Source organism: Streptomyces sp. NPDC015131 (assembly GCF_043079975.1).
Classification (GTDB): Bacteria; Actinomycetota; Actinomycetes; order Streptomycetales; family Streptomycetaceae; genus Streptomyces.
On record NZ_JBIBVB010000001.1, the window covers coordinates 285,842 to 308,491 of the forward strand.

Here is a 22,650-nt window from a genome sequence, read left to right on the forward strand (position 1 = left end):
CACCCGGGCAAGGAACGTCCGTGCCACCGGCGCCCGCCCCTCCCCGCACGGCCCGGCCGGACACGCGACGGCCGGGCCCGCGCCCATGCCCGCGTACCCGCGCCTCCGCCCGCGTACGGGCGCGGGGCGCCGCCCGCGGCCCCGGCCGGACCGGACACCACCCACCACCGACGCACCACCAGGGAAAGGCCACTTCGTACGATGTTTGACGTCGAGTCGGACCGGACGCCCGCCTCCGGGACCCCGCTGACCGGCGGCCAGGCCGGTATCTGGCTGGCCCAGCAGATCGAGCCCGACAGCACCGCCTACAACATCGTCTTCACCCTGGACCTGCGCGGCACCGCCGACCTCGACCGCCTCGCCGCGGCCGTCCGGCAGGCCGTCGAGGAGGCCGACTGCCTGCACGTCGGCATCACCGACGGGCCCGCCGGACCGCTCCAGTCGCCCCGGCCCGCCTCCGTCGACGTGCCCGTCGTCGACCTGCGCGCCGCCGGCGACCCCGACGAGGCCGCCGCCCGCTGGATCGCCGCCGACCGCGACCGGCCCGCCGACCTCGCCCGCGGACCGCTGTCCGCCCAGGCGCTGCTGCGCCTCGCGGACGACCGCGTCCGCTGGTACCAGCGCTACCACCACCTGGTCACCGACGGCATGGGCGTCGCCCTGGTGACCCGCCGCGCCGGACAGCTCTACACCCTGGGCGACCGGGCCCCCGCCCGCCCCGACTGGACCCTCGACCGGCTCGTCGCCGACGACCGCGCCTACCGCGCGTCCGACCGGTACGCCGCCGACCGCGCCTGGTGGCGGGAGCGGATGGCCGGCCGGCCCGAACCCGTACGCCTGGTCGACCGCGCCCCCGCGCTGACCTCCCGGCGGCTGCGGCGCACCACCGAGCTCCCCGCCCGGGACGTGGCCCGGCTGCGCGCCGCCGCGTCCGGCGCCGGAGTGCGGCCCTCCCGCGTGCTGATCGCCGCCGTCGCCGCCCACCTCCACCGCGCCACCGGCGAACAGGACCTCGTCCTCGGCCTGCCGGTCGCCGCCCGGCACGGCTCCGCGGCGGCGGACGTCCCCGGCATGGTCTCCAACATCGTCCCGCTGCGCCTGACGGTCCGCCCCGGCACCACCGGGACGGCTCTGGTCGCCCAGGTCCGCGAGGCGGTCGCCGACGCCGTCGCGCACGGCCGCTACCGCGCCGAGGATCTGGCCAAGGACCTCGGCCTGGTCGACGGCGTACCCGAACTCACCGGCCCCACCGTCAACATCCTGCCCCGGCCCGAGGACCTGCGCTTCGGCGACCTCCAGGCCGACCTCCGCCCCGAATGGCTCGGCCCCGTCAGCGACCTCGCCGTCAGCTTCGCCGAGACCCGCGGCGGCGACGGCGTCGCCCTCCACCTCGACGCGGACGCCGCCGTCTGCGACGAGGACACCCTGCGCGACCACGAGCGGCGCTTCCTCGCCGTACTGGCCGCCCTCACCGAGACCCCCGAGCGGCCCGTCGGCCACATCGAGCTGACCTCCGCCGCCGAACGGTCCGTCCTGCTCGAGGAGTTCGGCACCTCCCCGCGCGAGGTGCCCGACGTGACCTGGCCCGCCGCCTTCGAGGAGCGCGTCCGCACCGCCCCGGACGCCGTCGCCCTCGTGTACGAGGACCGCGAGCTGACCTACGCCGAACTGAACGCCGCCGCCAACCGGCACGCCCGGCTGCTGGCCCGGCACGGCGTGGGCGCCGAGGACGTGGTGGGCGTCGCCCTGCCCCGCTCGCCCGAACTGGTCGTCGCGCTGCTCGCGGTGATGAAGGCCGGCGCCGCCTACCTGCCGCTGGACGCCGACCACCCGCAGGACCGCATCGCCTACATGCTCGCCGACGCCGGCGCCCGTACCGTCGTCACCGTGGCTGACCTCGCGGGCGCGCTGCCCCCGGCCGACGGCGTCACCCACGTCCTGCTCGACGACCCGGCCACCGTGGACGCCGTCGCCGCCCTGGACGCCACCGACCCCGGCGTACCGGTCGCCCTCGACCAGGCCGCGTACGTCATCTACACCTCCGGCTCCACCGGCCGCCCCAAGGGCGTCGTCGTCCCCCACGACGGCGTCGGCAGCCTCATCGCCACCGCCACCGACCGCATCGGCATCACCGCCGGGAGCCGGGTCGTCCAGTTCGCCTCCGTCGGCTTCGACGTGACGGTCTGGGACCTGATCATGTCGCTGTGCGTCGGCGGCCGGATCATCGTCGTCCCCACCGAGCGCCGCGTCGCCGGACGCGCCCTCACCGACTACATCGCCCGCCACCGCGCCACCCACATGATCCTGCCGCCGTCGCTCGTCTCGGCGCTCCCGCAGGACTGCGAACTGCCCGACGGCTCCGTCCTCGTCGTCGGCACCGAGGCCGTACCGGGCGAACTGATCGCCCGCTGGGCCGGCCGCGTCCAGGTCGTCGTCGCCTACGGCCTCACCGAGGCCAGCGTCAACTCCACCCTCTGGACCGCCGAACCGGGCCGCCCCGGCCCCGCCCCCATCGGCCGCCCCGACCCCAACACCCGCGCCTACGTCCTCGACGCGGCGCTGCGCCCCGTCCCCGTCGGCACCGAGGGAGAGCTGTACGTCGCCGGGCGCGGCCTCGCCCGCGGCTACCTGGGCCGCCACGCACTCACCGCCGAGCGCTTCGTCGCCGACCCCTACGGCGAGCCCGGCACCCGGATGTACCGCACCGGCGACCGGGTCCGCTGGGGCGCCGACGGCAACCTGGAGTTCCTCGGCCGCGCCGACGGCCAGGTCAAGATCCGCGGCCACCGCATCGAACCGGGCGAGATCGAGAGCGCCTTCATGGCCTGCCCCGGCATCGCCCAGGCCGCCGTCCTCGTCCGCGACGACCACCGGGGCGTCAAGCGCCTCGTCGCCTACCTGACCGGCGAGAGCGACGCCACCGACGCCGACGTCACGGCCGCCCGCGCCCGGATCGCCGACGCCCTGCCGGACTACATGGTGCCCTCGGCCGTCGTCGTCCTCGACGGCCCGCTGCCGCTCACCCCCAACGGCAAGCTCGACCGGCGCGCCCTGCCCGAGCCCCGCTGGACCGCGATGAGCGGCGCCGACGCCCCCACCACCGGCACCGAGCGGGCCCTCGCCGCGCTCGTCGCCGACGTCCTCGGCCTGCCGTCGGTGGGCGTCCACGACAGCTTCTTCGAGCTGGGCGGCGACAGCATCGTCGCCATCCAGCTGGTCAACCGCGCCCGGGAGGCCGGGCTCGCGCTCACCCCCCGCGACGTCTTCCGGCTCCGCACGGTCGCCGCCCTCGCCCGGTCGGCGGACACCACCGCCGCCCCCGCACCCGCCGGCGGCCCCACCGCCGCCGCGCCGGTGGAGCTGGACGAGGACGCGCTGCCCGTCTCCCCGCTCCAGGAAGGCTTCTTCTTCCACGCCGCGTTCGACACCGACGCCGCCGACCTGTACGTCGTGCAGGAACTGCTCGACCTCGACGGCCCCGTCGACCCCGGCCGGCTCCGCCGCGCCCTCCAGCTGCTCCTGGACCGCCACCCGCTGCTGCGGGCCTCCTTCCGCCAGCTCCCCGGCGGCGAGGTCGTCCAGCGCGTCACCGACGGCGTCACCCTCCCCTGGGCGGAGGCCGACACCGCCACCACCGGCCTGGACGAGCTGCTGGCCGCCGACCGCGCCCGGGGCTTCGACCTGGCCGTCCCGCCGCTGCTGCGCGCCACCCTCGTCCGGGACGGCCGCCGCCACCGGCTCCTGCTCACCCTGCACCACATCGTCGCCGACGGCTGGTCGGTCTCCGTCCTGCTGCGCGAACTCACCGCCGCCTACCGGGCGGACACCCTGCCCGAGCCCGTCTCCCCGCACCCGTACCTCGCCTGGCTGGCCGGCCGCGACCGCGACGCCGCCCGCGACGCCTGGCGCACGGCACTCGCCGGTCTCGACGGCCCCACCCGGCTGCCGCAGCTCACCCCCGGGACGGACGACCCGGCCGCCGCCCCCGCCCTGCCGGGCCACGTCGACGTGCGGCTGCCCGAGGACTTCACCGCCGAACTGACCGCCCGCGCCCGGGCGCACGGCCTCACCCTCAGCACGGTCGTCCACGGCCTGTGGGGCGTGCTCCTCGGCGCCCTCACCGGCAGCCAGGACGTCGTCTTCGGCACCACCGTCTCCGGGCGGACCACCGAGGTCGCCGGGCTCGACGCGGCGGTCGGCCTCTTCATCAACACCGTGCCCGCCCGGGTCACCCTGCGCGCCGACGAGCCGCTCGCCGACCTCCTGCGCCGCGTCCAGGACGAGCACGCCCTCCTCCTGGACCACCAGCACCTCGGCCTCGCCGACATCCAGCGCCTCACCGGCACCACCGGCGGTGAACTCTTCGACACCCTGGTGGTGTTCGAGAACTACCCCACGGGCGACCGGTCCGCCGCCGCCGACCCCGGAGAGCTGCGCATCACCGGCGCCGAGGTCACCGACGCCGTCCACTACCCCCTCGCCCTGATCGTCGAGCCCGGCGCCGACGGCCTGCTGCTGCGCTTCAAGCACCACGCCGCCCGCATCGACCAGGTCGCCGTCGCCCTGCTGGCCAACCGGTTCACCGCGCTGCTGCGCACCCTGGTCGCCGAACCCGGCCGCACCCTCGCCCGCACCGGCCTGCTCACCGACCGCGAGCACGCCCACCTCGCCGCGCTCAACGACACCGCCCGGCCCGTCCCCGAGGCCACCCTCGCCTCGCTGATCGCCGACCGGGCCGCCCGCACCCCCGAGGCGCCGGCCGTCGTCTTCGAGGACACCACCCTCAGCTACGCCGAACTGGACCGGCGCGCCGAGGCCCTCGCCCGGCGGCTGCGCGCCCTCGGCGCCGGCCCCGAGCGGTACGTCGCCGTCGCCGTGCCCCGCTCGGCCGAGCTGATGGTCGCGCTGCTCGCCGTCCTCAAGGCGGGCGCCGCCTACCTGCCGCTCGACCTCGACTACCCCGCCGACCGGGTCGCGTTCATGCTCACCGACTCCGGCGCGCGTACCGTCGTCACCACCGCCGCGTCCGCCGGGCGGCTCCCCGCCGTACCGGGCCTGGAGCACGTCCTGGTGGAAGGTGACCACTCCGACGGCCAGGGTGCCACCGCCGAGCCGGGCGCCGCCCCGGTCGCGGGCCCCGACCACCCCGCGTACCTCATCTACACCTCCGGCTCCACCGGCCGCCCCAAGGGCGTCGCCGTCACCCACCGGGCCATCGTCAACCGGCTCGCCTGGATGCAGGGGGAGTACGGGCTGCGCCCCGACGACCGGGTCCTCCAGAAGACCCCGTCCAGCTTCGACGTGTCCGTCTGGGAGTTCTTCTGGCCCCTGACCGAGGGCGCCACCGTCGTCCTCGCCCGCCCCGACGGCCACCGCGACCCCGCCTACCTCGCCGGCCTCATCCGCGAACGCGCCATCACCACCCTGCACTTCGTCCCGTCCATGCTGGCCGCCTTCACCCAGGTCATGGAGGGCACGCCCGGCGCGCCCGACTGGGCCGCGAGCCTGCGGCGGGTGTTCTGCTCCGGCGAGGCGCTCACCGGCGCCGAGGCCCGCCGCTGGTGGGAGCTGACCTCCCGGTCCGCCCGCGGCCCGGTGCCCCTGCACAACCTGTACGGCCCCACCGAGGCGGCCGTCGACGTCACGTACCACCCCTACGACGGCGGCACCGGGCTCGCCGTCCCCATCGGCCGGCCCGTCTGGAACACCCGGCTCCACGTCCTCGACCCGTTCCTGCGCCCTGTGCCCGACGGCGTCCCCGGCGAGCTGTACCTCGCGGGCGTCCAGCTCGCCCGCGGCTACCACGGCCGCCCCGGCCTCACCGCCGAACGCTTCACCGCCGACCCGTTCGGCGCGCCCGGCAGCCGCATGTACCGCACCGGCGACCTGGTGCGCCGCCGCGCCGACGGTGCCGTCGAGTACCTCGGCCGCACCGACCGGCAGGTCAAGATCCGCGGCAACCGCATCGAACTGGGCGAGATCGAGGCCGCCCTGGCCGCCCTCCCGGGCGTCGCCCGCGCCGCCGTCGTCGTCCGCGACGGCGCCCTCGTCGGCTACGCCGTCCCCGCGCCGGGCACCGCCGCCCCCGACGCCGCCGCCCTGCGGGACGCCCTCGCCGAGGCGCTGCCCGCGACCATGGTGCCCGCCGCCGTGGTGACCCTCGCCGACCTGCCGCTCACCCCCAGCGGCAAGCTCGACCAGAACGCCCTGCCGTCACCCGAAGTGGCGCCCAGGGCGGGCGGACGCGAGCCCCGCGACGAGCGGGAGCGCGCCTTCTGCCGCATCTTCACCGAAGTCCTCGGCGTCGAGGGCATTGGGGCCGACGACGACTTCTTCGTCCTCGGCGGCGACAGCCTCACCTCGATCACCGTCAGCACCAGGGCCCGGGAGCTCGGATTGACCACCAGCCCGCGCGACGTGTTCGCCCACCGGACACCCGCCGCGCTCGCCGCCACCGCCGAGGAGGCCGCACCCGCGGCCCCCGCGGCCCCCACCGCCCAGGAGCCCGCCGGGGCACCGGCCGCCGAGGCCGTCACCGTCTCCGCCGCCGACGCGGGACAGGCCGCCGCCGCCCTCCAGGCGATGCTGGCGCAGCAGAGCAGCTCCGGAGCGGCCGTCGACCCCGCCCTCAAGGCCCTGCTCGACCAGCTCACCTCCGCCGCGGCCACCGCCCCGCCGCAGGCCCCCGCCGCCGCTCCCGCCCCGCTCGGCGGCCTCGAACTGACCGACGAGGAGCGGGCCCGCGTCGAGGAGACCGCCGGGCTCCCCGTCGCCGACATCTGGCCGCTCTCCCCGCTCCAGGAGGGCATGTACTTCCACGCCACCTACGACGCCGGCGACGGCCTCGACGTCTACCTCTCGCAGGAGACCCTCGACTTCGACCGCCGCGTCGACGCCGACCGGCTGCGTGCCGCCTGCCGCGCGCTGCTGGAGCGCAACGCCGGCCTGAGGGCCGGCTTCACCAGCGACGGCGTGCCGCGCCCCGTCCAGTTCGTCGTGGACGGCGCGGAGATCCCGCTCACCGTGGCCGACCTGTCGGACCTGCCCGCCGAGAAGCAGCGCGCCCGCACCGAGGAACTCCTCGCCGCCGACCGGCGCCGCCGCTTCGACCTGGCGTCCGCCCCGCTGTGCCGGCTGCTCCTCGTCCGCCTCGGCGACGGCCGCGACCGGCTGGTCGTCACCCACCACCTCATCCTGTGGGACGGCTGGTCCGCCTGGCTGTTCCTGGAGGAGCTGTTCACCCTGTACGAGCAGGGCGGCGACCCCACCGGACTGCCCGCCCCCGGCTCGTACCGCGACTACCTGGCCTGGCTCGACCAGCAGGACACCACCGCCGCCCTCGACGCCTGGCGCGGCGCGCTGTCCGGCTTCGACGAGCCGACCCTCGTCGCCCCCACCGGGCGCGACGCCGGCCCGGTGATCCCCGTCGACCACGACGCGCTGCTGACCCCCGAGACCAGCGAACGGCTCCGCACCCTCGCCCGCCGCCACGGCCTCACCCTCAACACCGTCCTCAACGCCGCCTGGGGCCTGGTGCTGTCCGCCATGACCGGCCGCGCCGACGTCGCCTTCGGCACCGCGGTCGCCGGCCGCCCCACCGAGGTGCCCGGCGTCGCCGGCATCATCGGCATGTTCCTCAACACCGTCCCCGCCCGCGTCGCGTACGGCCCCGGCGAGCCGCTGCTCGACCTGCTGCGCCGGATGCAGTCCGAGCGCGCCGCCGTCATGCCGTACGAGTACGTCGGCCTCGGCACCCTCCAGCAGGAGACCGGCCACCGCCGCCTGTTCGACACCCTCTTCGTGCTCCGCTCCGCCGACGGCGAGGAACGGGCCGCCCGGCTGCGGCAGCGGCACGGCATCACCGGCGTGTCCAACGTGGACGGCACCCACTTCCCGCTCACGCTGATCGTCACCCCCGGCGCGCGGCTGCGGGTCACCCTCGCCGCCCGGCCGGACCTCTTCGGCACCGAGGACGCGCGCACCGTCCTCACCCGGTTCACCACCGTGCTCGACCGGCTCGCCAAGGCCCTCGACGGCGACGGCGCCACCGCCCGCCGGACCACCGGCGTCGACCTGCTGCTGCCCGCCGAGCGCGCCGCACTGCACTCCGGCTGGGCCGCCAGCCGGGAGCCGGTGCCCGACGAGACCGTCGCCGACATGCTCGCCGCCCAGGTCGCCCGCACACCGCACGCGGTCGCCCTCGTCTTCGGCGACCAGGTCCTCACGTACGCCGAACTCGACGCGCGCGTCAACCGGCTCGCCCGGCTGCTGCTCGCCCGGGGCGCCGGCCCCGAGAAGGTTGTCGCGCTCGCCCTGCCGCGCTCCCTCGACATGGTGGCCGCGCTGTTCGCCGTGCTGCGCACCGGCGCCGCCTACCTGCCGCTCGACCTCGACCACCCCGCCGACCGGCTGCGCCTGATGGTCGAGGACACCGGCCCGCTGTGCCTGGTGACCACCACCGCCGTCGCCCCCGGCCTGCGCGGCGACACCGGCCCCGCCGCGCCCGAACTCGCCCTGGACGACCCGGCCGTGGCCGCCGAACTGGCCACCCTCGACGGCGGCGCCGTCACCGACGCCGAACGGCCCGCCTTCGCCCACGGCACCCCCGGCCGCCTGGAGCACCCCGCCTACGTCATCTACACCTCCGGCTCCACCGGCCGCCCCAAGGGCGTCGTCACCCCCTACCGGGGCCTGACGAACATGCAGCTCAACCACCAGAAGGAGATCTTCGACCCGGCCATCACCTCGGCCGGCGGCCGGCGCCTGCGCATCGCGCACACCGTCTCCTTCGCCTTCGACATGTCCTGGGAGGAGCTGCTCTGGCTCGTCGAGGGCCACGAGGTGCACATCTGCGACGAGGAGCTGCGCCGCGACGCCGAGGCGCTCGTCGCCTACTGCGACGCCCACCGCGTCGACGTGGTCAACGTGACCCCCACGTACGCCCAGCTCCTCATCGAGGAAGGGCTCCTCGACCACGACGAGGCCGCCGGCAAGCACCGGCCCGCGCTCGTCCTGCTCGGCGGCGAGGCCGTCCCCGACACCGTCTGGACCCGGCTGCGCCGCACCGAGGGCACCTACGGCTACAACCTGTACGGGCCCACCGAATACACCATCAACACCCTCGGCGGCTCCACCACCGACAGCGCCACCTCCACCGTCGGCGTGCCGATCCGCAACACCCGCGCGTACGTCCTGGACACCCTGCTGCGGCCCGTCCCGCCGGGCAGCCCCGGCGAGCTGTACATCGCCGGCACCGGCCTGGCCCGCGGCTACCACGACCGTCCCGGCCTGACCGCCGAGCGGTTCGTCGCCGACCCGTTCGGCGAGCCCGGCGAGCGGATGTACCGCACCGGCGACCTCGTCCGGCAGCGCCCCGACGGGCTGCTCGACTTCCTCGGCCGCACCGACGACCAGGTCAAGATCCGCGGCTACCGCGTCGAACTGGGCGAGATATCCGGCGTCCTGTCCGCCCACCCGGACGTCGCCCACGCCGCCGTCGTCGTCCACGAGGCCGCCGGCACCAAGCGGCTCGTCGGCTACGTCGTCCCCGAGCAGTCCTCCGGGGACGGCGCCGGGGAAGCCGCCGGTGAGGCGTTCACCCAGCGGCTGCGCGACCACCTCAAGGCCGGGCTGCCCGAGTACATGGTCCCCTCCGCGCTCGTCACCGTCGGCGCCCTGCCGCTGACCGTCAACGGCAAGCTCGACGTCCGGGCGCTGCCCGCGCCCGACCTCGCCGGCACCGGCACCAGCCGCGCCCCGCGCGACGAGCGCGAGGAGACGCTCTGCGCGCTCTTCGCCGAGGTGCTCGGCCTGCCCGCCGGCAGCGTCGGCATCGACAGTGACTTCTTCGACCTGGGCGGCCACTCCCTGCTGGCCACCCGCCTGGTCAGCCGGGCCCGCACCGCGCTCGGCACCGAACTGGCGATCCGCGACCTCTTCGAGGCGCCCACCGTCGCCGAACTCGTCGCCCGCGCCACCCGCTCCGGCGGCGCCGCCCGCCCCGCGCTCACCGCCGGGGACCGGCCCGACGAGCTGCCGCTGTCCCACGCCCAGCAGCGGCTGTGGGTCATCCAGCAGATCGAGTGCACCTCCGCCGCGTACAACTTCCCGCTCGTCATGCGGCTGCGCGGCACCCTCGACCGCGAGGCGTGGGCCACCGCCCTCGCCGACGTCACCGCCCGCCACGAGGCGCTGCGCACCCTGTTCGTCACCGCGCCCGACGGCCGGACCTTCCAGCGGGTGCTGCCCGCCGGCGACGCCCGCCCGGAGGTCACGCACCTGCGCGCCGGCGAGGACGAGCTGCCCGGCCTCATCGACGCGGCCGTCAACCGGCCCTTCGACCTCGCCGCCGAACTGCCCCTGCGGGCCACCGTCGTGGAGCTGGCACCGGACGAGCACGTCGTCGTCCTGCTGCTGCACCACATCACCACCGACGAGTGGTCCGACCGGCCCTTCCTGCGGGACCTCGCCACCGCCTACGAGGCCCGCCTCGCCGGCACGGCCCCCGCCTGGGAGCCGCTGCCCGTCCAGTACGCCGACTACGCCCTGTGGCAGCAGCGGCTCCTCGGCGACCCCGCCGACCCCGGCAGCCTCGCCGCCCGGCAGCTCGACCACTGGGCCGCCACGCTGGCCGGCGCCCCCGAGGAGCTGGAGCTGCCCACCGACCGGCCGCGCCCCGCGCGCCCGGCGTTCACCGGCGCCGAACTGGACATCCCGTTCGGCACCGAGGTCCACGAGGGCTTCAAGCGCCTCGCCCGCGAGACCGGCGCCAGCATGTTCATGGTCGTCCACGCCGCCGTGGCCGCCCTGCTGCACCGGCTCGGCGCCGGGACGGACATCCCCCTCGGCTCGCCCATCGCCGGGCGCGGCGACGAGGCCCTGGACGACCTGGTCGGCTTCTTCGTCAACACCCTGGTGCTCCGCACCGACGTCGGCGGCGACCCCGGCTTCACCGAGCTGCTCGCCCGGGTCCGCGAGACCGACCTCGCCGCCTTCTCCCACGCCGACGTGCCGTTCGAGTCCGTCGTCGAGCGGATCAACCCGACCCGCTCGCTCTCCCGCAACCCGCTGTTCCAGGTGATGGTCGGCTACCACGCCCGCACCGGTGACGCCCTCGAACTCCCCGGCCTCCAGGCCGACTACGTGCCCTTCCGAGTCCGCTCCGCCAAGTTCGACCTGGTGTTCAGCTTCACCGAGCACACCCCCGCCGACGGCGGCACCGGCTCCCTCACCTGCCGGCTGGAGTACGCCACCGAGCTGTTCGACCGGGAGACCGCCGAGCGCCTCGGCGACCGGCTGCGCCGCCTCGCCGCGGCCCTCGTCGCCGCCCCCGAACAGCCCCTGTCGCAGGCGGAGATCCTCGCCCCTGACGAGCGGCACCTGGTCCTGGAGGGCTTCAACGGTACCCCTCGCGAGGTCGACGAGCTGACCTTCCCGGAGCTGTTCGCCCGGCGCCTGGCCGAGCGCCCCGACGCCGTCGCCGTCGTCGACCGCCACCGGTCCGTCACCTACGCCCAGCTCGACGCCCGCGCCAACCGCCTCGCCCGGCTCCTCGCCGCCCATGGGGCCGGCCCCGAGAGCGTCGTCGGCGTGGCCGTGCCCCGCTCCGCCGACATGGTCGCCACCGTGCTCGCCGCGCTGAAGCTGGGCGCCGCCTTCCTGCCGCTCGACCTGGTCCACCCCGGCGACCGGCTCAGCTACATGATCGAGGACTCCGGCGCCGCCCTCGTGGTCGGCACCGAACCGGTCGCGGGCAAGATCCCCGGCGTACCGGGCGTACCGGTGCTGCTCCTCGACGCCCCCGGCACCGCCGCCGAACTGGACGCCCTGTCCGACGCGCCCGTCGACGGCGGGCCCGCCGGCCTGGACGGGGCCGCGTACGTCATCTACACCTCCGGCTCCACCGGCCGCCCCAAGGGCGTCGTCGTGCCCCACGAGGGCATCTCCAGCCTGGTGGCGACCGCCGTCGACCGGATGGGGCTGCGCCACGACAGCCACGTCCTGCAGTTCGCCTCCATCGGCTTCGACGTCTTCGCCTTCGAACTGGCCATGGCGCTCTGCCACGGCGGCCGGCTCGTCCTCATCACCGACGAGGCACGGGTCGCCGGACCGGCGCTCACCGACTTCCTCGCCGACCGGGGGATCACCCACATGATCCTGCCGCCGTCCCTGGTGTCCGCGCTGCCGCCCGGCTGCGAACTGCCCGAGGGCTCCACCGTCCTCGTCGGCACCGAGACCGTCCCGCCGGACCTCTTCGAGCGGTTCGGCGCCACCGCCGACCTCATCTGCGCGTACGGGCTGACCGAGGCGACCGTCAACTCCACGCTGTGGAACGCCCGCGAGCACGGCGGCACCCCGTCCGGCCGCGTCCCCATCGGCCGCCCCGACCCCAACACCCGCGCGTACGTCCTCGACGAGCACCTGCGGCCCGTCCCGCCCGGTGTCGTCGGCGAGCTGTACGTCGCCGGGCGCGGCCTCGCCCGCGGCTACCTCGGCAAGCCGGGCCTCACCTCGGAACGGTTCGTCGCCGACCCGTTCGGCGCCCCCGGCAGCCGGATGTACCGGACCGGCGACCGGGCCCGCTGGCGCGCCGACGGCAACCTCGACTTCCTCGGCCGGGTCGACACCCAGGTCAAGGTGCGCGGTTTCCGCATCGAGCTGGGCGAGATCGAGGCCGCCCTCGCCGGCCACCCGGAGGTCGCCCAGGCCGCCGTCCTGCCCGACCGCGACGGCGACATCGTCCGCCTGATCGGCTACGCCGTACCGGAGTCGGGCGACCTCGACCCGGCGGCCCTGCGCGCCCATGTGGCGGGCCTGCTGCCCGAGTACATGGTCCCGGCGCTGATCGTCCCGCTGGACGGCCCGCTGCCGCTCACCCCCAACGGCAAGCTGGACCGCAAGGCGCTGCCCGCGCCCGACTGGTCCGCGATGACCGGCGACGCCCGCCCGGCGACCGCGACGCAGGCCCGGCTCGCCGCCCTGTTCGGCGAGATCCTCAAGCTGGACTCGGTCGGCGTGCACGACAACTTCTTCGCGCTCGGCGGCCACTCCATGGCCTCCATGCGGCTCCTCGGCCGCATCCGCGCCGAGTTCGGGGTCGAGCTGAGCATCCGGGACGTCTTCGACGCGCTCACCGTCGCCGGGATCGCCGGCAAGCTGGACGGCGCCGCCGCGGCCCGCCCGGCGCTGCGCCCGGCGAGCGGCGCGACCGGGGAGCCGCTGCCCCTGGCGCCCGGCCAGCGCCGGCAGTGGCAGGCGTACCGGGACGCCCCCGGCTTCGACCACGCCCTGGTGCTGCGCTCCGCCGGCGGGCTCGACCCCGACACCGTGGCCGCCGCCCTCGCCGACGTGGTGGCCCGCCACGAGCCGCTGCGCACCGCGTTCGCCGAACTGCCGGACGGCACCGTGGTCCAGCGGCCGGCCGGCGCCCCCGCCCTGGCCGTCGAGGAGTGCGCCGACCTGGACGCCCGCCTCGCCGAACTCGCCGCCGGGGCACCGGACCTCACCGCCGAGGCCCCGCTGCGGGCGCACCTGCTGACCGGCCCGGAAGGCGCCCAGGCGCTGCTGCTGACCATGCACTACCTCGCCGTCGACGAGTGGTCCGTGGTGCCGCTGTTCCGGGACCTCACCACCGCGCACGCGGCCCGCGCCGAGGGCCGGGCACCGGACTTCGCGCCGCTGCCGGTCGGCTACGCCGACTACACCCGCTGGGCCGGGGAGGTCCTCGGCGACCTCGCCGACCCGGACAGCCGCGGCGGGCGGCAGCTCGCGTACTGGCGGGACGCCCTCGACGGCGTACCGGAGCGGCTGGCCCTCCCGGCGGACGGGCCCCGGCCCGGCGCCGCCGCGCCCGAGGGCTCCCGCCGGGCCGCCGGAGTCGTGGGCTTCGTCCTCGACGAGGAGCTGCACGCGGGCGTGGACCGGCTCGCCCGCGCCACCGGCACCAGCATGTTCATGGTGCTCCACTCTGCGCTGGCGGCCCTGCTCACCGCGCACGGCGCCGGCACCGACCTGCCCATCGGCACCATGGTCGCCGGCCGCTCCGACGACCAGCTCGCCGACCTGGTCGGCTGCTTCCTCAACACCGTGGTCCTGCGCACCGACACGGCGGGCGACCCCACGTTCGCGGAGCTGCTCACCCGGGTGCGGGAGACCACCCTGAGCGCCCTGGACCGGCAGGACGTCCCCTTCGACGAGGTCGTCCGCGCCACGGGGCTGCCCCCGAGCGGCCCGCAGGTCATGGTGGTGCACCACGAGCAGGCGGACCTCGACCAGCTCCAGGGCGGCGTGGGCTCCCTGGACGCGGTGCCGACCGGCGCGGCCCGTGCGGAGCTGACCCTCAGCTTCTACGAGCCGCGCGGCGACGGACCGGTGCACTGCGGGCTCATCCACGCGACCGACCTGCTGGGCACCGCGAAGGCGCGGCGCCTGGCCGACGAACTGCAAGCGCTGCTGCGTACCGTGGCCGCGCGCCCCGAACAGCCGCTCTCGGAGCTGTTCACCGTCCCGTCCCAGAGGAGTGACAACGCATGAGCACCAACCCGTTCGAGGACCCGCAGGGCACGTACCTGGTCCTGGTCAACGACGAGAACCAGCACTCGCTGTGGCCCTCGTTCGCCGAGGTACCGGCGGGGTGGCGCACGGTCCTGGGCCCGGACACCCGCGAGGCGTGCCTCACGTACGTGGAAACGCACTGGACGGACCTCCGCCCCGCGAGCCTGACGGCCCAGACCGCCTGAGGCGCCCCGACTGGCCGCCGCCGCCCCGAGGACGCCCTCGGGGCGGCGGCGTATGACGGGGCGGTCGTCCGGCAGGGCGGTGGGGGAGGGCGGGTGTGGCGCGCCCGGTCCACATCGAGTACGCCTATCCGGTGGTCCGACGCCTGCCGTGCACGATCATCGACATCAGCAGCTGGTGGGTTTCGCCGTCCGCGGCCACGACAAGTCCGCGGCCTGCCGGTCCGATCGGGCCGCCGTCGATCCCGGTGACGACGCAGCCGGCGGCCTGGCACAACGCGATGCCGGCGGCGAAATGCACACTCCCGGACAGGTCACCGCCGTCCGTGACGTACGCGGCGCGCTTGCCGGCGGCGACCCAGGCCAGCGCCAGGGTGGTGGACACGACCCGGGGCCGGAAGTGCTCCACGAACCGGTGCTGGGCCAGCAAGTCCACCGCGCGGAAGCCGGGCGCGTTGGGGAACGGCGGATCCAGGTTGACGTCCACGAGCCGGGTGGCGGCTGTGGGCGCCAGCGGGACGTCGGCACCGTCGTGTCGTACCCAGGCGGTCTCACCGTCGGTGCAGAAGATCTCGTCGCTGAACGGGTCGGCCACCGCGGCCGCACTGCCGCGCAGCGCCACGTTGACGGCCACGAGCATGCTGCCGACGGCGTAGTTCAGCGTGCCGCACAGGGGATCCACCAGCCACTGGCGCGCGGCCTCCGCGGCACCCTGCCGGCCGGCCTCTTCACCCAGCACCGCGTCGTCGGGCCGGGCAGCACGGATGACGCCGAGGATCGCCTCCTCGGCCTCGACATCGGCGGCGGTGGCGAAGTCCCCGGCGCCCTTGTCCATACGGGCGAGTCGCCGGCCGTACAGGGTGCGTACGACCTCCGCGCCGGCACGTACCGCGGCCGTCGCGACCCCGGCATCGTCAAGGTCCGCATACGAGTTGATCACGTCGCGGAGGATAGCGGCGGTGGGGCACCCACCCGCGGGAGGGTGCCGCTGGTCGCCGCCAGCCGCTGCACGGCCCCACCCCGGCCGTCGGCCGACTCCGGGACGGTGGGTCGGCCCGCTGCGCGGACCTCTGAGCCCCCGCGCCGACGGCCGGGCAGCGCGTGCCCGGCCGTCGGCATTACGTGCGCGGGGGCGTCAGGGCGCCGCGGTCGCCGGGGTGCGGCGGCTGTCCGACCAGGCCGCCCACAGCTCGGCGTACCGGCCGCCCGCGGCGACCAGTTCGTCGTGCGTGCCGGTCTCGACGACGCGGCCCTGGTCGAGGACGACCACCCGGTCCGCGGTCGCGGCCTGCGGCAGCCGGTGCGCGACCATCAGGCCGGTGCGGCCCTCCAGGGCGCGGAGCGCGGCGGCCTCCAGGACGCGGGCGCCCGCGCTGCCCGCGTCGGCGGTGGCCTCGTCGAGGATCGCGACGGGCGGGTCGGCGAGCACCAGCCGGGCCAGCGCCAGGTGCTGCGCCTGAGTGACCGTCAGCCGGTGGCCGCCCTCGCCGACGACCGTGGCGAGGCCCTCCGGAAGGGCCTCGGCCCACTCCAGCGCCCCCACGCGGTCCAGCGCGGCGCGCAGGTCGTCGTCCGTCGCCTCCGGGCGGGCCAGCCGCAGGTCCTCGGCGAGCGGGCCCGCGAAGACGTGCACCTCCTGGCTGATCAGCGTCACCGCGCGCCGTACGCCCGCGGGGCCCAGGTCGCGAACGTCGACCCCGCCCAGGGCGATGGTCCCGCTCAGCGGCTCGTGGACGCCCGCGATCACCTTGGCGAGCGTCGTCTTGCCGGCGCCGCTCGCGCCGACCAGCGCCACCCGTTCCCCGGCGCGCACCTTGAGGTCGATGTCCCGCAGCACGGGCCGGCCCTCGTCGTACGCGTGGCTCAGGGCGGTGACCCGGACCGAGCCGTCGACCGGGACGGACGGGCGCTGCGGAGCGGGCTCGGCGGGCAGGCCGGACACCCCAACGAGGCGGGCGAAGCTCGCACCCGCGGACTGGGCGTCGTCGATCAGGAAGAGCGTGGCGTTGATGGGGTTGAAGAGGCTGTGGAAGTAGAGCGCGGCGGCGGTGGCCGTACCGATGCTCACCGAGCCGTTGTTGACCAGCACGAAGCCCATGCCGAGCATCGCGGCCAGGCCGATGAACTCGGCGAGGTTCAGCCGGGAGAAGAACCCGGTGACGATGTGCAGGCCGCGCAGCGCCACGTCGCGGGCGGCGGCGGAGCGGCGGTCCAGCAGCTCGGCGTGGGTGGTGTTCAGCCGGAAGGCGCGTACGGTCCGCACGCCGCCGATGCTGTCCAGCAGCTGGTGCTGGAGGGCGCCGGTGGCGACGCGGTGCTCGGCGTACACGGGTGCGGCGCGGCGCAGGTACCAGCGTACGGACAGGACCTGGACCGGCACGGCGAGCAGTGCGGCCAGCAGGAACCGCCAGTCGAGGATGGCGAGTCCGGCGAAGGTCAGCACGATGGTGAGCGCGGAGCGGGTGAACTCGGGCAGCGCCTGCCGCACCGACTTCGCGATCATGGACACGTCGCTGGTGACCCGGGAGACCAGGTCGCCCGATCCGGCCGCCTCCACGCGCGCCAGCGGCAGCCCGAGCGCCCGCTCGATGAACCGCTCCCGCACGGAGGCGAGGACGGTCTCGCCCAGCCGGGCCACCAGGGTGCTGCCGATGGCGGCGGCGACGCCCCGGGCGAGGGCCACCACGACGAGGAGCACCAGGGGGAGGGTCAGCGCGGGCGTGCCGCGCCGCTCGACGACCAGGTCCACGATGTGCCCCAGCAGGGGCGCCGTGAGCAGGCCGATCGCGGTGCCGGTGACCAGGACCGCGACGGCGGTCCAGGCGAGCGCGCGGTGTCCGCGCAGCATGGTGCGGAGCGCCGCGACGCATTCGGCGCCGGTGGCGGTGGGCAGCAGCGCCCGGTCCTCGGTGCGGGTTCCGCTCATGGTCGTCTCCGTCGTCGCTGTCGTGGCCGTCATGCGAGCACCGCCGACCGGTACGTCTCGTGGGTGGCGACGAGTTCGGCGTGGCGGCCGTCCGCCGACACCGTGCCCTCGTCGAGGACGACCACGCGGTCGGTCACGGCGAGCAGGGCGGGGCTGGTGGTGATGAGCACGGTGGTGAGGCCGTCGCGCGCCTCGCGCAGCCGTGCGGCGATGCGCGCCTCCGTGACGGTGTCCACGGCGGTGGTCGGGTCGTGCAGGACCAGGACGGGCCGGTCGGCGGCGAGCGCCCGGGCGAGTGCCACGCGCTGGCGCTGCCCGCCGGACAGGGACCGGCCGCGCTCGGCGAGCAGGGTGTCCGCCCCGTCGGGCAGGAGCCGGGCCACCTCGTCGGCGGCGGCGACGGCGAGGGCGCCGTCCACGGCGGTGCCGTCCCCGGCGCCGGCGCGGACGTTGTCGAGGAGGCTGGCCTCGAAGAGGTCGGCGTCGTGGTGGGCCACCAGCACCGAGCGGCGCAGCCCGTCGGGGTCGATCCCGGTGAGCGGTGTGCCGTCCAGCTCGACCCGGCCGCCGTCGGGGTCCGCCTCGCGGGCGAGGCAGCGCAGCAGGTCGTTGGCGGCGGCCGGGTCGCGGGTGACGACACCGGTGAGGCTGCCGGGGCGGATGTCGAGGTCCAGGGAGCGTAGTGCGCCGAGGGTGACCGCGTGCAGGGTGAGGCGCCCGGCGGTGGTGCCGGCCTTCGTCTCGTCGCCGCCCTCGACGGCGGCGGGTGCGGCGAGTACCTCGGCGATGCGCCGCGCGGAGGCGCGTCCCTGGGCGAACTCGGCGTTCACGTACGCGAGGAGCTGGAAGGGGCCGAGGAGGAACTGCGCGAGGCCCACGGCGGCGACCAGTTCGCCGACGCTGATGGAGCCGCGCATCGCCAGGTACGCGCCGACGACGCCGATCACCGCGATGAACACACCGGTCAGGGCGAGGACGGCGCCCTCGTGGCCGGCCCGGCTGCGCGCCGCGCGCAGGGCGGCGGTGAGCGAGTCCTGGCTGGTGGTGCGGTAGCGGGCGACGGCGGCCGACTCGGCGCCCATCCCCTTCAGGACGCGCAGCCCGGAGACCAGGTCGGCGGCGACGCCGGAGGCGTGCGCGGCGCGTTCCTGCTCGGTCTCGCTGCGGCGTTCCAGGGGGCGGCTGATGCGGTGGCCCAGCCAGAGCAGCGGGGGGATGCCGAGCAGGACGAGCAGGCCCAGCGGGACGGAGATGCGGAGCAGGGCCACCGCGCTGATCACCAGGGCGGCGGTCGCGGCCGCGGCGTACGCGATGACGGTGGCGACCGACCCCACGCGCCGGGCGTCGTTGGTGGCGATGCTGGTCAGCGCGCCGGGCAGGCGGCCGGCGTCGGCGCCGCCCCGGGGGTCGAGCACGCGGGCCCCGAGGGTGCGGCGCAGCGCGTGCGCGGCGTGCTCGCCCGCGCCCTCCGCGATCCGGGCGCTGGTCCGGTAGCAGGTGGACAGCACCAGGAAGAGCACCGCCAGCACGACGAGCCAGCGCAGCAGTTGGTCCGAGGAGCCGGTCGCCACGGCGGTGTCGATCGCGGCGCCGATGACCACCGGCACGAGGGCCTCGCAGCCCTGGTGGGTCATGCCGAGGAGGGACGCCGAGACGACCCGCCGGCGCTGTCCGCGGATCGCTTCTCGGAGGACGTGCCCCCCGGTCGGTCCTCCTGTTGGCATGTGCCCCTCCACCGACGTCAGTAAGTTAGGTAAGGCTACTCTAAACGGGTGACCCGGAGGTGTCGCCGCCGCGGTACCGCAGGTCGGCTCATACTGCCCCCTCCGGGCGCCCGCGTGCGCGCGTTGACCCGAAGCGCGCCCTTCGGTTAGGCTCACCTAAGTTGTGCGTGTGCTCGTGCGGTCCCGCCGCTCGCGTCCACCGAACCGCCGCGCCGCAGGGGGAGTTGTCGTTGCCGGTCGAGACCCAGGCAGTGTCCCAGGACCGGACCACCACAGCCCCGGACGCGCCGAAGGCGGGCCGGGGCGCGACCACCCTCCGGGGAATCGGCCTGATCGCGGCGCTCGCGGCGCTCGTGCTCGTCGGCCTCCTCAGCGTCTGGGTGGGCACCAGAGGCATCCCGTTCACCGCGACCTGGAGCGTCCTGTGGGACCCGGACGGGTCCGAGACCTCCATCATCATCCACGACTACCGCATCCCCCGGACCCTCCTCGGGCTGCTGGTGGGGATGGCCCTCGGCCTGTCCGGCGCGCTGATGCAGGCCCTCACCCGCAACCCGCTCGCCGACCCCGGACTGCTCGGCATCAGCCTGGGCGCCTCCGCCGGCGTGGTCATGGCCATCGCCTTCTTCGGCGTCGGATCGGTCCTGGGCTATGTCTGGTTCGCCTTCCTCGGCGCCGCCCTCGCCTCCGTCGTGGTCCACCTGCTGGGCTCCTCGGGGCGCAAACTGGCCACCCCCGACCGGCTGGTGGTCGCCGGCGCCGCCGTGACCGCCGTGCTGTACGCCTTCAACTCGGCGGTCCTCCTGCTCAACCCGAGGGCGTTCGACCAGTTCCGCTTCTGGACCGTCGGCAGCCTCTCCGGCCGGTACATGGACGTAGTCTGGGTCGTCCTGCCCTTCATCGCGGTGGGCCTCCTCATCGCCCTCGGCCTCTCCCCCTCGCTCAACGCCCTCGCGCTGGGCGACCAGATGGGCCGGGCCCTCGGCCTCAACGTCGGCCGTACGCGCGCCCTGGGCGCCGTCGCCGTGATGCTGCTGTGCGGCGCCGCCACCGCCGCCGCCGGACCGATCGGCTTCGTCGGCCTCGCCGTACCGCACGTCGCCCGGTTCGTCGTCGGACCCGACCAGCGGTGGGTGCTCGCGTACTCGATGCTGCTGGCGCCGATCCTGCTCATCGGGGCGGACGTCCTCGGCCGGGTGCTGGGCGCCCCCGGCGAGGTGCAGGTCGGCATCATCACCGCGTTCCTGGGCGCACCGCTGTTCATCGCGCTGTGCCGCCGTCGAAAGCTGGTCATGCTGTGAGTGTCGTACGGGAGAAGAGCGCCCCCGCGAGCGCTCGGGAAAGCACCGCGCCGCCGCGCGTGGTCAGCGGACTGGTGCTGCGCCCCCGGCGCGGCGGGCTGTCGCTGCGGGTGCAGGGGCGCGCCGTGGCGGTGACGGCCGCGCTGGCCGCCGCGCTGCTCGCCGTCATGACCGTCTCCCTCACCACCGGGGACTTCGAGCTCTCCGTGGGCGAGGTCGTCCAGGCCGTCTTCGGCAACGCCTCGGGCGGCGCCGACTTCATCGTCAACACCCTGCGGATGCCCCGGCTGGTCACCGCGCTGTGCGTGGGCGCCGCGCTCGCCGTCAGCGGCGCCATCCTCCAGAGCCTCACCGGCAACTCGCTGGGCAGCCCCGACATCATCGGCTTCACCAACGGCTCGGCCGTCGGGGCGCTGATCGTCATCATCGTGATGCACGGCAGCATGACCCAGATCGCCGTCGGCGCGCTGATCGGCGGCCTCGCCACCGCCGCCGCCGTCCACCTGCTCATGCTGGGCCGGGGACTCCAGGGCTTCCGCCTGATCGTCATCGGCATCGGCGTCAGCTCCCTGCTGCTCGCCGTCAACTCCTACCTCATCACCCGCGCCACCTTCCAGGAGGCGCTGGAGGCGCAGGCGTGGCTCATCGGCAGCCTCGGCAACCGGGGCTGGCAGCACGCCAACGCCGTCCTGATCGCCGTCGCCGTCCTGCTGCCGCCCGCCCTCCTCCTCTCCCGCCGGCTCTCCATGGTGGAGATGGGCGACGTCACCGCCATGGCCCTCGGCGTCAACGTCGCCCGCACGCGCGCGGTGCTGCTCCTCATCAGCGTCGCCCTCGCCGCCTTCGCCACCGCCGTCACCGGGCCCATCTGGTTCATCGCGCTCGCCGCCCCCCAGCTGGCCCGGCGGCTGACCCGGTCGGCCGGGCCCCCGCTGCTGACCTCCGCCGTCATGGGCGCGCTGCTGCTCGCCGCGAGCGACCTCGCCGCACAGCGCCTCTTCGCCCCCGCGCTCCTGCCCGTGGGCACCGCGACCGGCACCATCGGCGGGCTGTACCTCATCTGGCTGTTGATCACCGAGTCGCGAAAGAGCCGCGCATGACCGCAACGAACACCGGCGCGCCCCGCCTGCGCGCCGAGGGACTCACGCTCTCCTACGACCAGCGGACCGTCGCCACCGGACTGGGTGTCGAGATCCCCGACCGCTCCTTCACCGTGATCATCGGGCCCAACGCGTGCGGCAAGTCCACGCTCCTCAAGGCGCTGGCCCGGATGCTCAAGCCCCGCGCCGGCCAGGTGATCCTGGACGGCGCCGCCATCGCCTCGTACCGCTCGCGCGAGGTGGCCCGGCGGCTCGGGCTGCTCCCGCAGTCCTCCACCGCCCCCGGCGGCATCACCGTCGGCGACCTGGTCGCCCGCGGCCGCTACCCCCACCAGGGCCTGCTCAAGCAGTGGTCCGCCGAGGACGAGGCGGCCGTGGTCGAGGCGATGCGCCGGACCGGGGTGCTCGAACTGGCCGAGCGGCCCGTGGACGACCTCTCCGGCGGCCAGCGCCAGCGCGTCTGGCTCTCCATGGTGCTGGCCCAGCAGACGTCCATCCTGCTGCTGGACGAACCCACCACGTTCCTCGACATCGCCCACCAGGTCGAGGTGCTCGACCTCTGCGCCGACCTGCACGCCCGCCGCGGCCACACCGTGGTGGCGGTCCTCCACGACCTCAACCAGGCGTGCCGCTACGCCACGCACCTCGTGGTGATGCGGCCCGGCGGCACGATCGCCGCCGAGGGCGACCCCGCGACCGTGATGACGGCCGAGCTGGTCGAGGACGTCTTCGGCCTGCCCTGCCGGATCATCGACGACCCCGAGACCGGCACCCCGCTGATGGTCCCCGCCGCGCCCCGGCGCCCCGTCCCCGAGGACGGTGCCGGCACTCCTTCCGTGATGGCCAAGACTCCCTAGGAGCCCG

Annotated in this window: 8 protein-coding genes; 5 read left to right on the forward strand and 3 right to left on the reverse strand. The window is 75.6% G+C overall.

Features of this window, described 5'->3' with window-relative positions; genetic code table 11:
• Positions 1–201: 201 nt before the first annotated feature.
• A complete protein-coding gene (locus ACF08D_RS01110) occupies positions 202–14,532 on the forward strand; it encodes an amino acid adenylation domain-containing protein (RefSeq protein ID WP_392220309.1) in 14,331 nt (4,776 codons plus the stop codon).
• Positions 14,529–14,738 carry an MbtH family protein gene (locus tag ACF08D_RS01115; protein WP_392220311.1) on the forward strand — a complete coding sequence of 70 codons (210 nt, stop codon included), beginning with the start codon at positions 14,529–14,531 and terminating at the stop codon, positions 14,736–14,738. Before ACF08D_RS01110 ends, ACF08D_RS01115 begins: the two co-directional genes overlap by 4 nt.
• A 124-nt stretch (positions 14,739–14,862) precedes the next feature.
• On the opposite strand, the gene ACF08D_RS01120 is transcribed toward ACF08D_RS01115, so the two are convergent.
• The 3 genes from ACF08D_RS01120 to ACF08D_RS01130 all read right to left on the reverse strand — a co-directional run bounded on the left by ACF08D_RS01120 (position 14,863) and on the right by ACF08D_RS01130 (position 19,385).
• Positions 14,863–15,675: an inositol monophosphatase family protein gene (locus ACF08D_RS01120; protein ID WP_392220312.1), complete on the reverse strand. Its 813-nt coding sequence runs from the start codon at positions 15,673–15,675 to the stop codon at positions 14,863–14,865.
• A gap of 195 nt (positions 15,676–15,870) precedes the next feature.
• Positions 15,871–17,694 carry an ABC transporter ATP-binding protein gene (locus ACF08D_RS01125; protein ID WP_392220314.1) on the reverse strand — a complete coding sequence of 608 codons (1,824 nt, stop codon included), beginning with the start codon at positions 17,692–17,694 and terminating at the stop codon, positions 15,871–15,873.
• The gene (locus ACF08D_RS01130; RefSeq protein WP_392220316.1) at positions 17,691–19,385 is read right to left on the reverse strand and encodes an ABC transporter ATP-binding protein; all 1,695 of its coding nucleotides are present in this window, start codon (positions 19,383–19,385) and stop codon (positions 17,691–17,693) included. The genes ACF08D_RS01125 and ACF08D_RS01130 overlap by 4 nt, the downstream gene beginning before the upstream one ends.
• 230 nt (positions 19,386–19,615) lie before the next feature.
• Between ACF08D_RS01130 and ACF08D_RS01135 the strand changes: the two genes are divergently transcribed.
• The 3 genes from ACF08D_RS01135 to ACF08D_RS01145 are packed head-to-tail and all read left to right on the forward strand — an operon-like array spanning position 19,616 to position 22,643.
• Complete coding sequence (locus ACF08D_RS01135) at positions 19,616–20,686, forward strand: FecCD family ABC transporter permease (protein ID WP_392220318.1); 1,071 nt, start codon at positions 19,616–19,618, stop codon at positions 20,684–20,686.
• Positions 20,683–21,786, forward strand: a complete 1,104-nt coding sequence (locus ACF08D_RS01140) for a FecCD family ABC transporter permease (protein WP_392220320.1) — start codon at positions 20,683–20,685, stop codon at positions 21,784–21,786. Before ACF08D_RS01135 ends, ACF08D_RS01140 begins: the two co-directional genes overlap by 4 nt.
• The gene (locus ACF08D_RS01145) at positions 21,783–22,643 is read left to right on the forward strand and encodes an ABC transporter ATP-binding protein (protein WP_392220322.1); all 861 of its coding nucleotides are present in this window, start codon (positions 21,783–21,785) and stop codon (positions 22,641–22,643) included. The genes ACF08D_RS01140 and ACF08D_RS01145 overlap by 4 nt, the downstream gene beginning before the upstream one ends.
• The last annotated feature ends 7 nt before the right edge of the window (positions 22,644–22,650 follow it).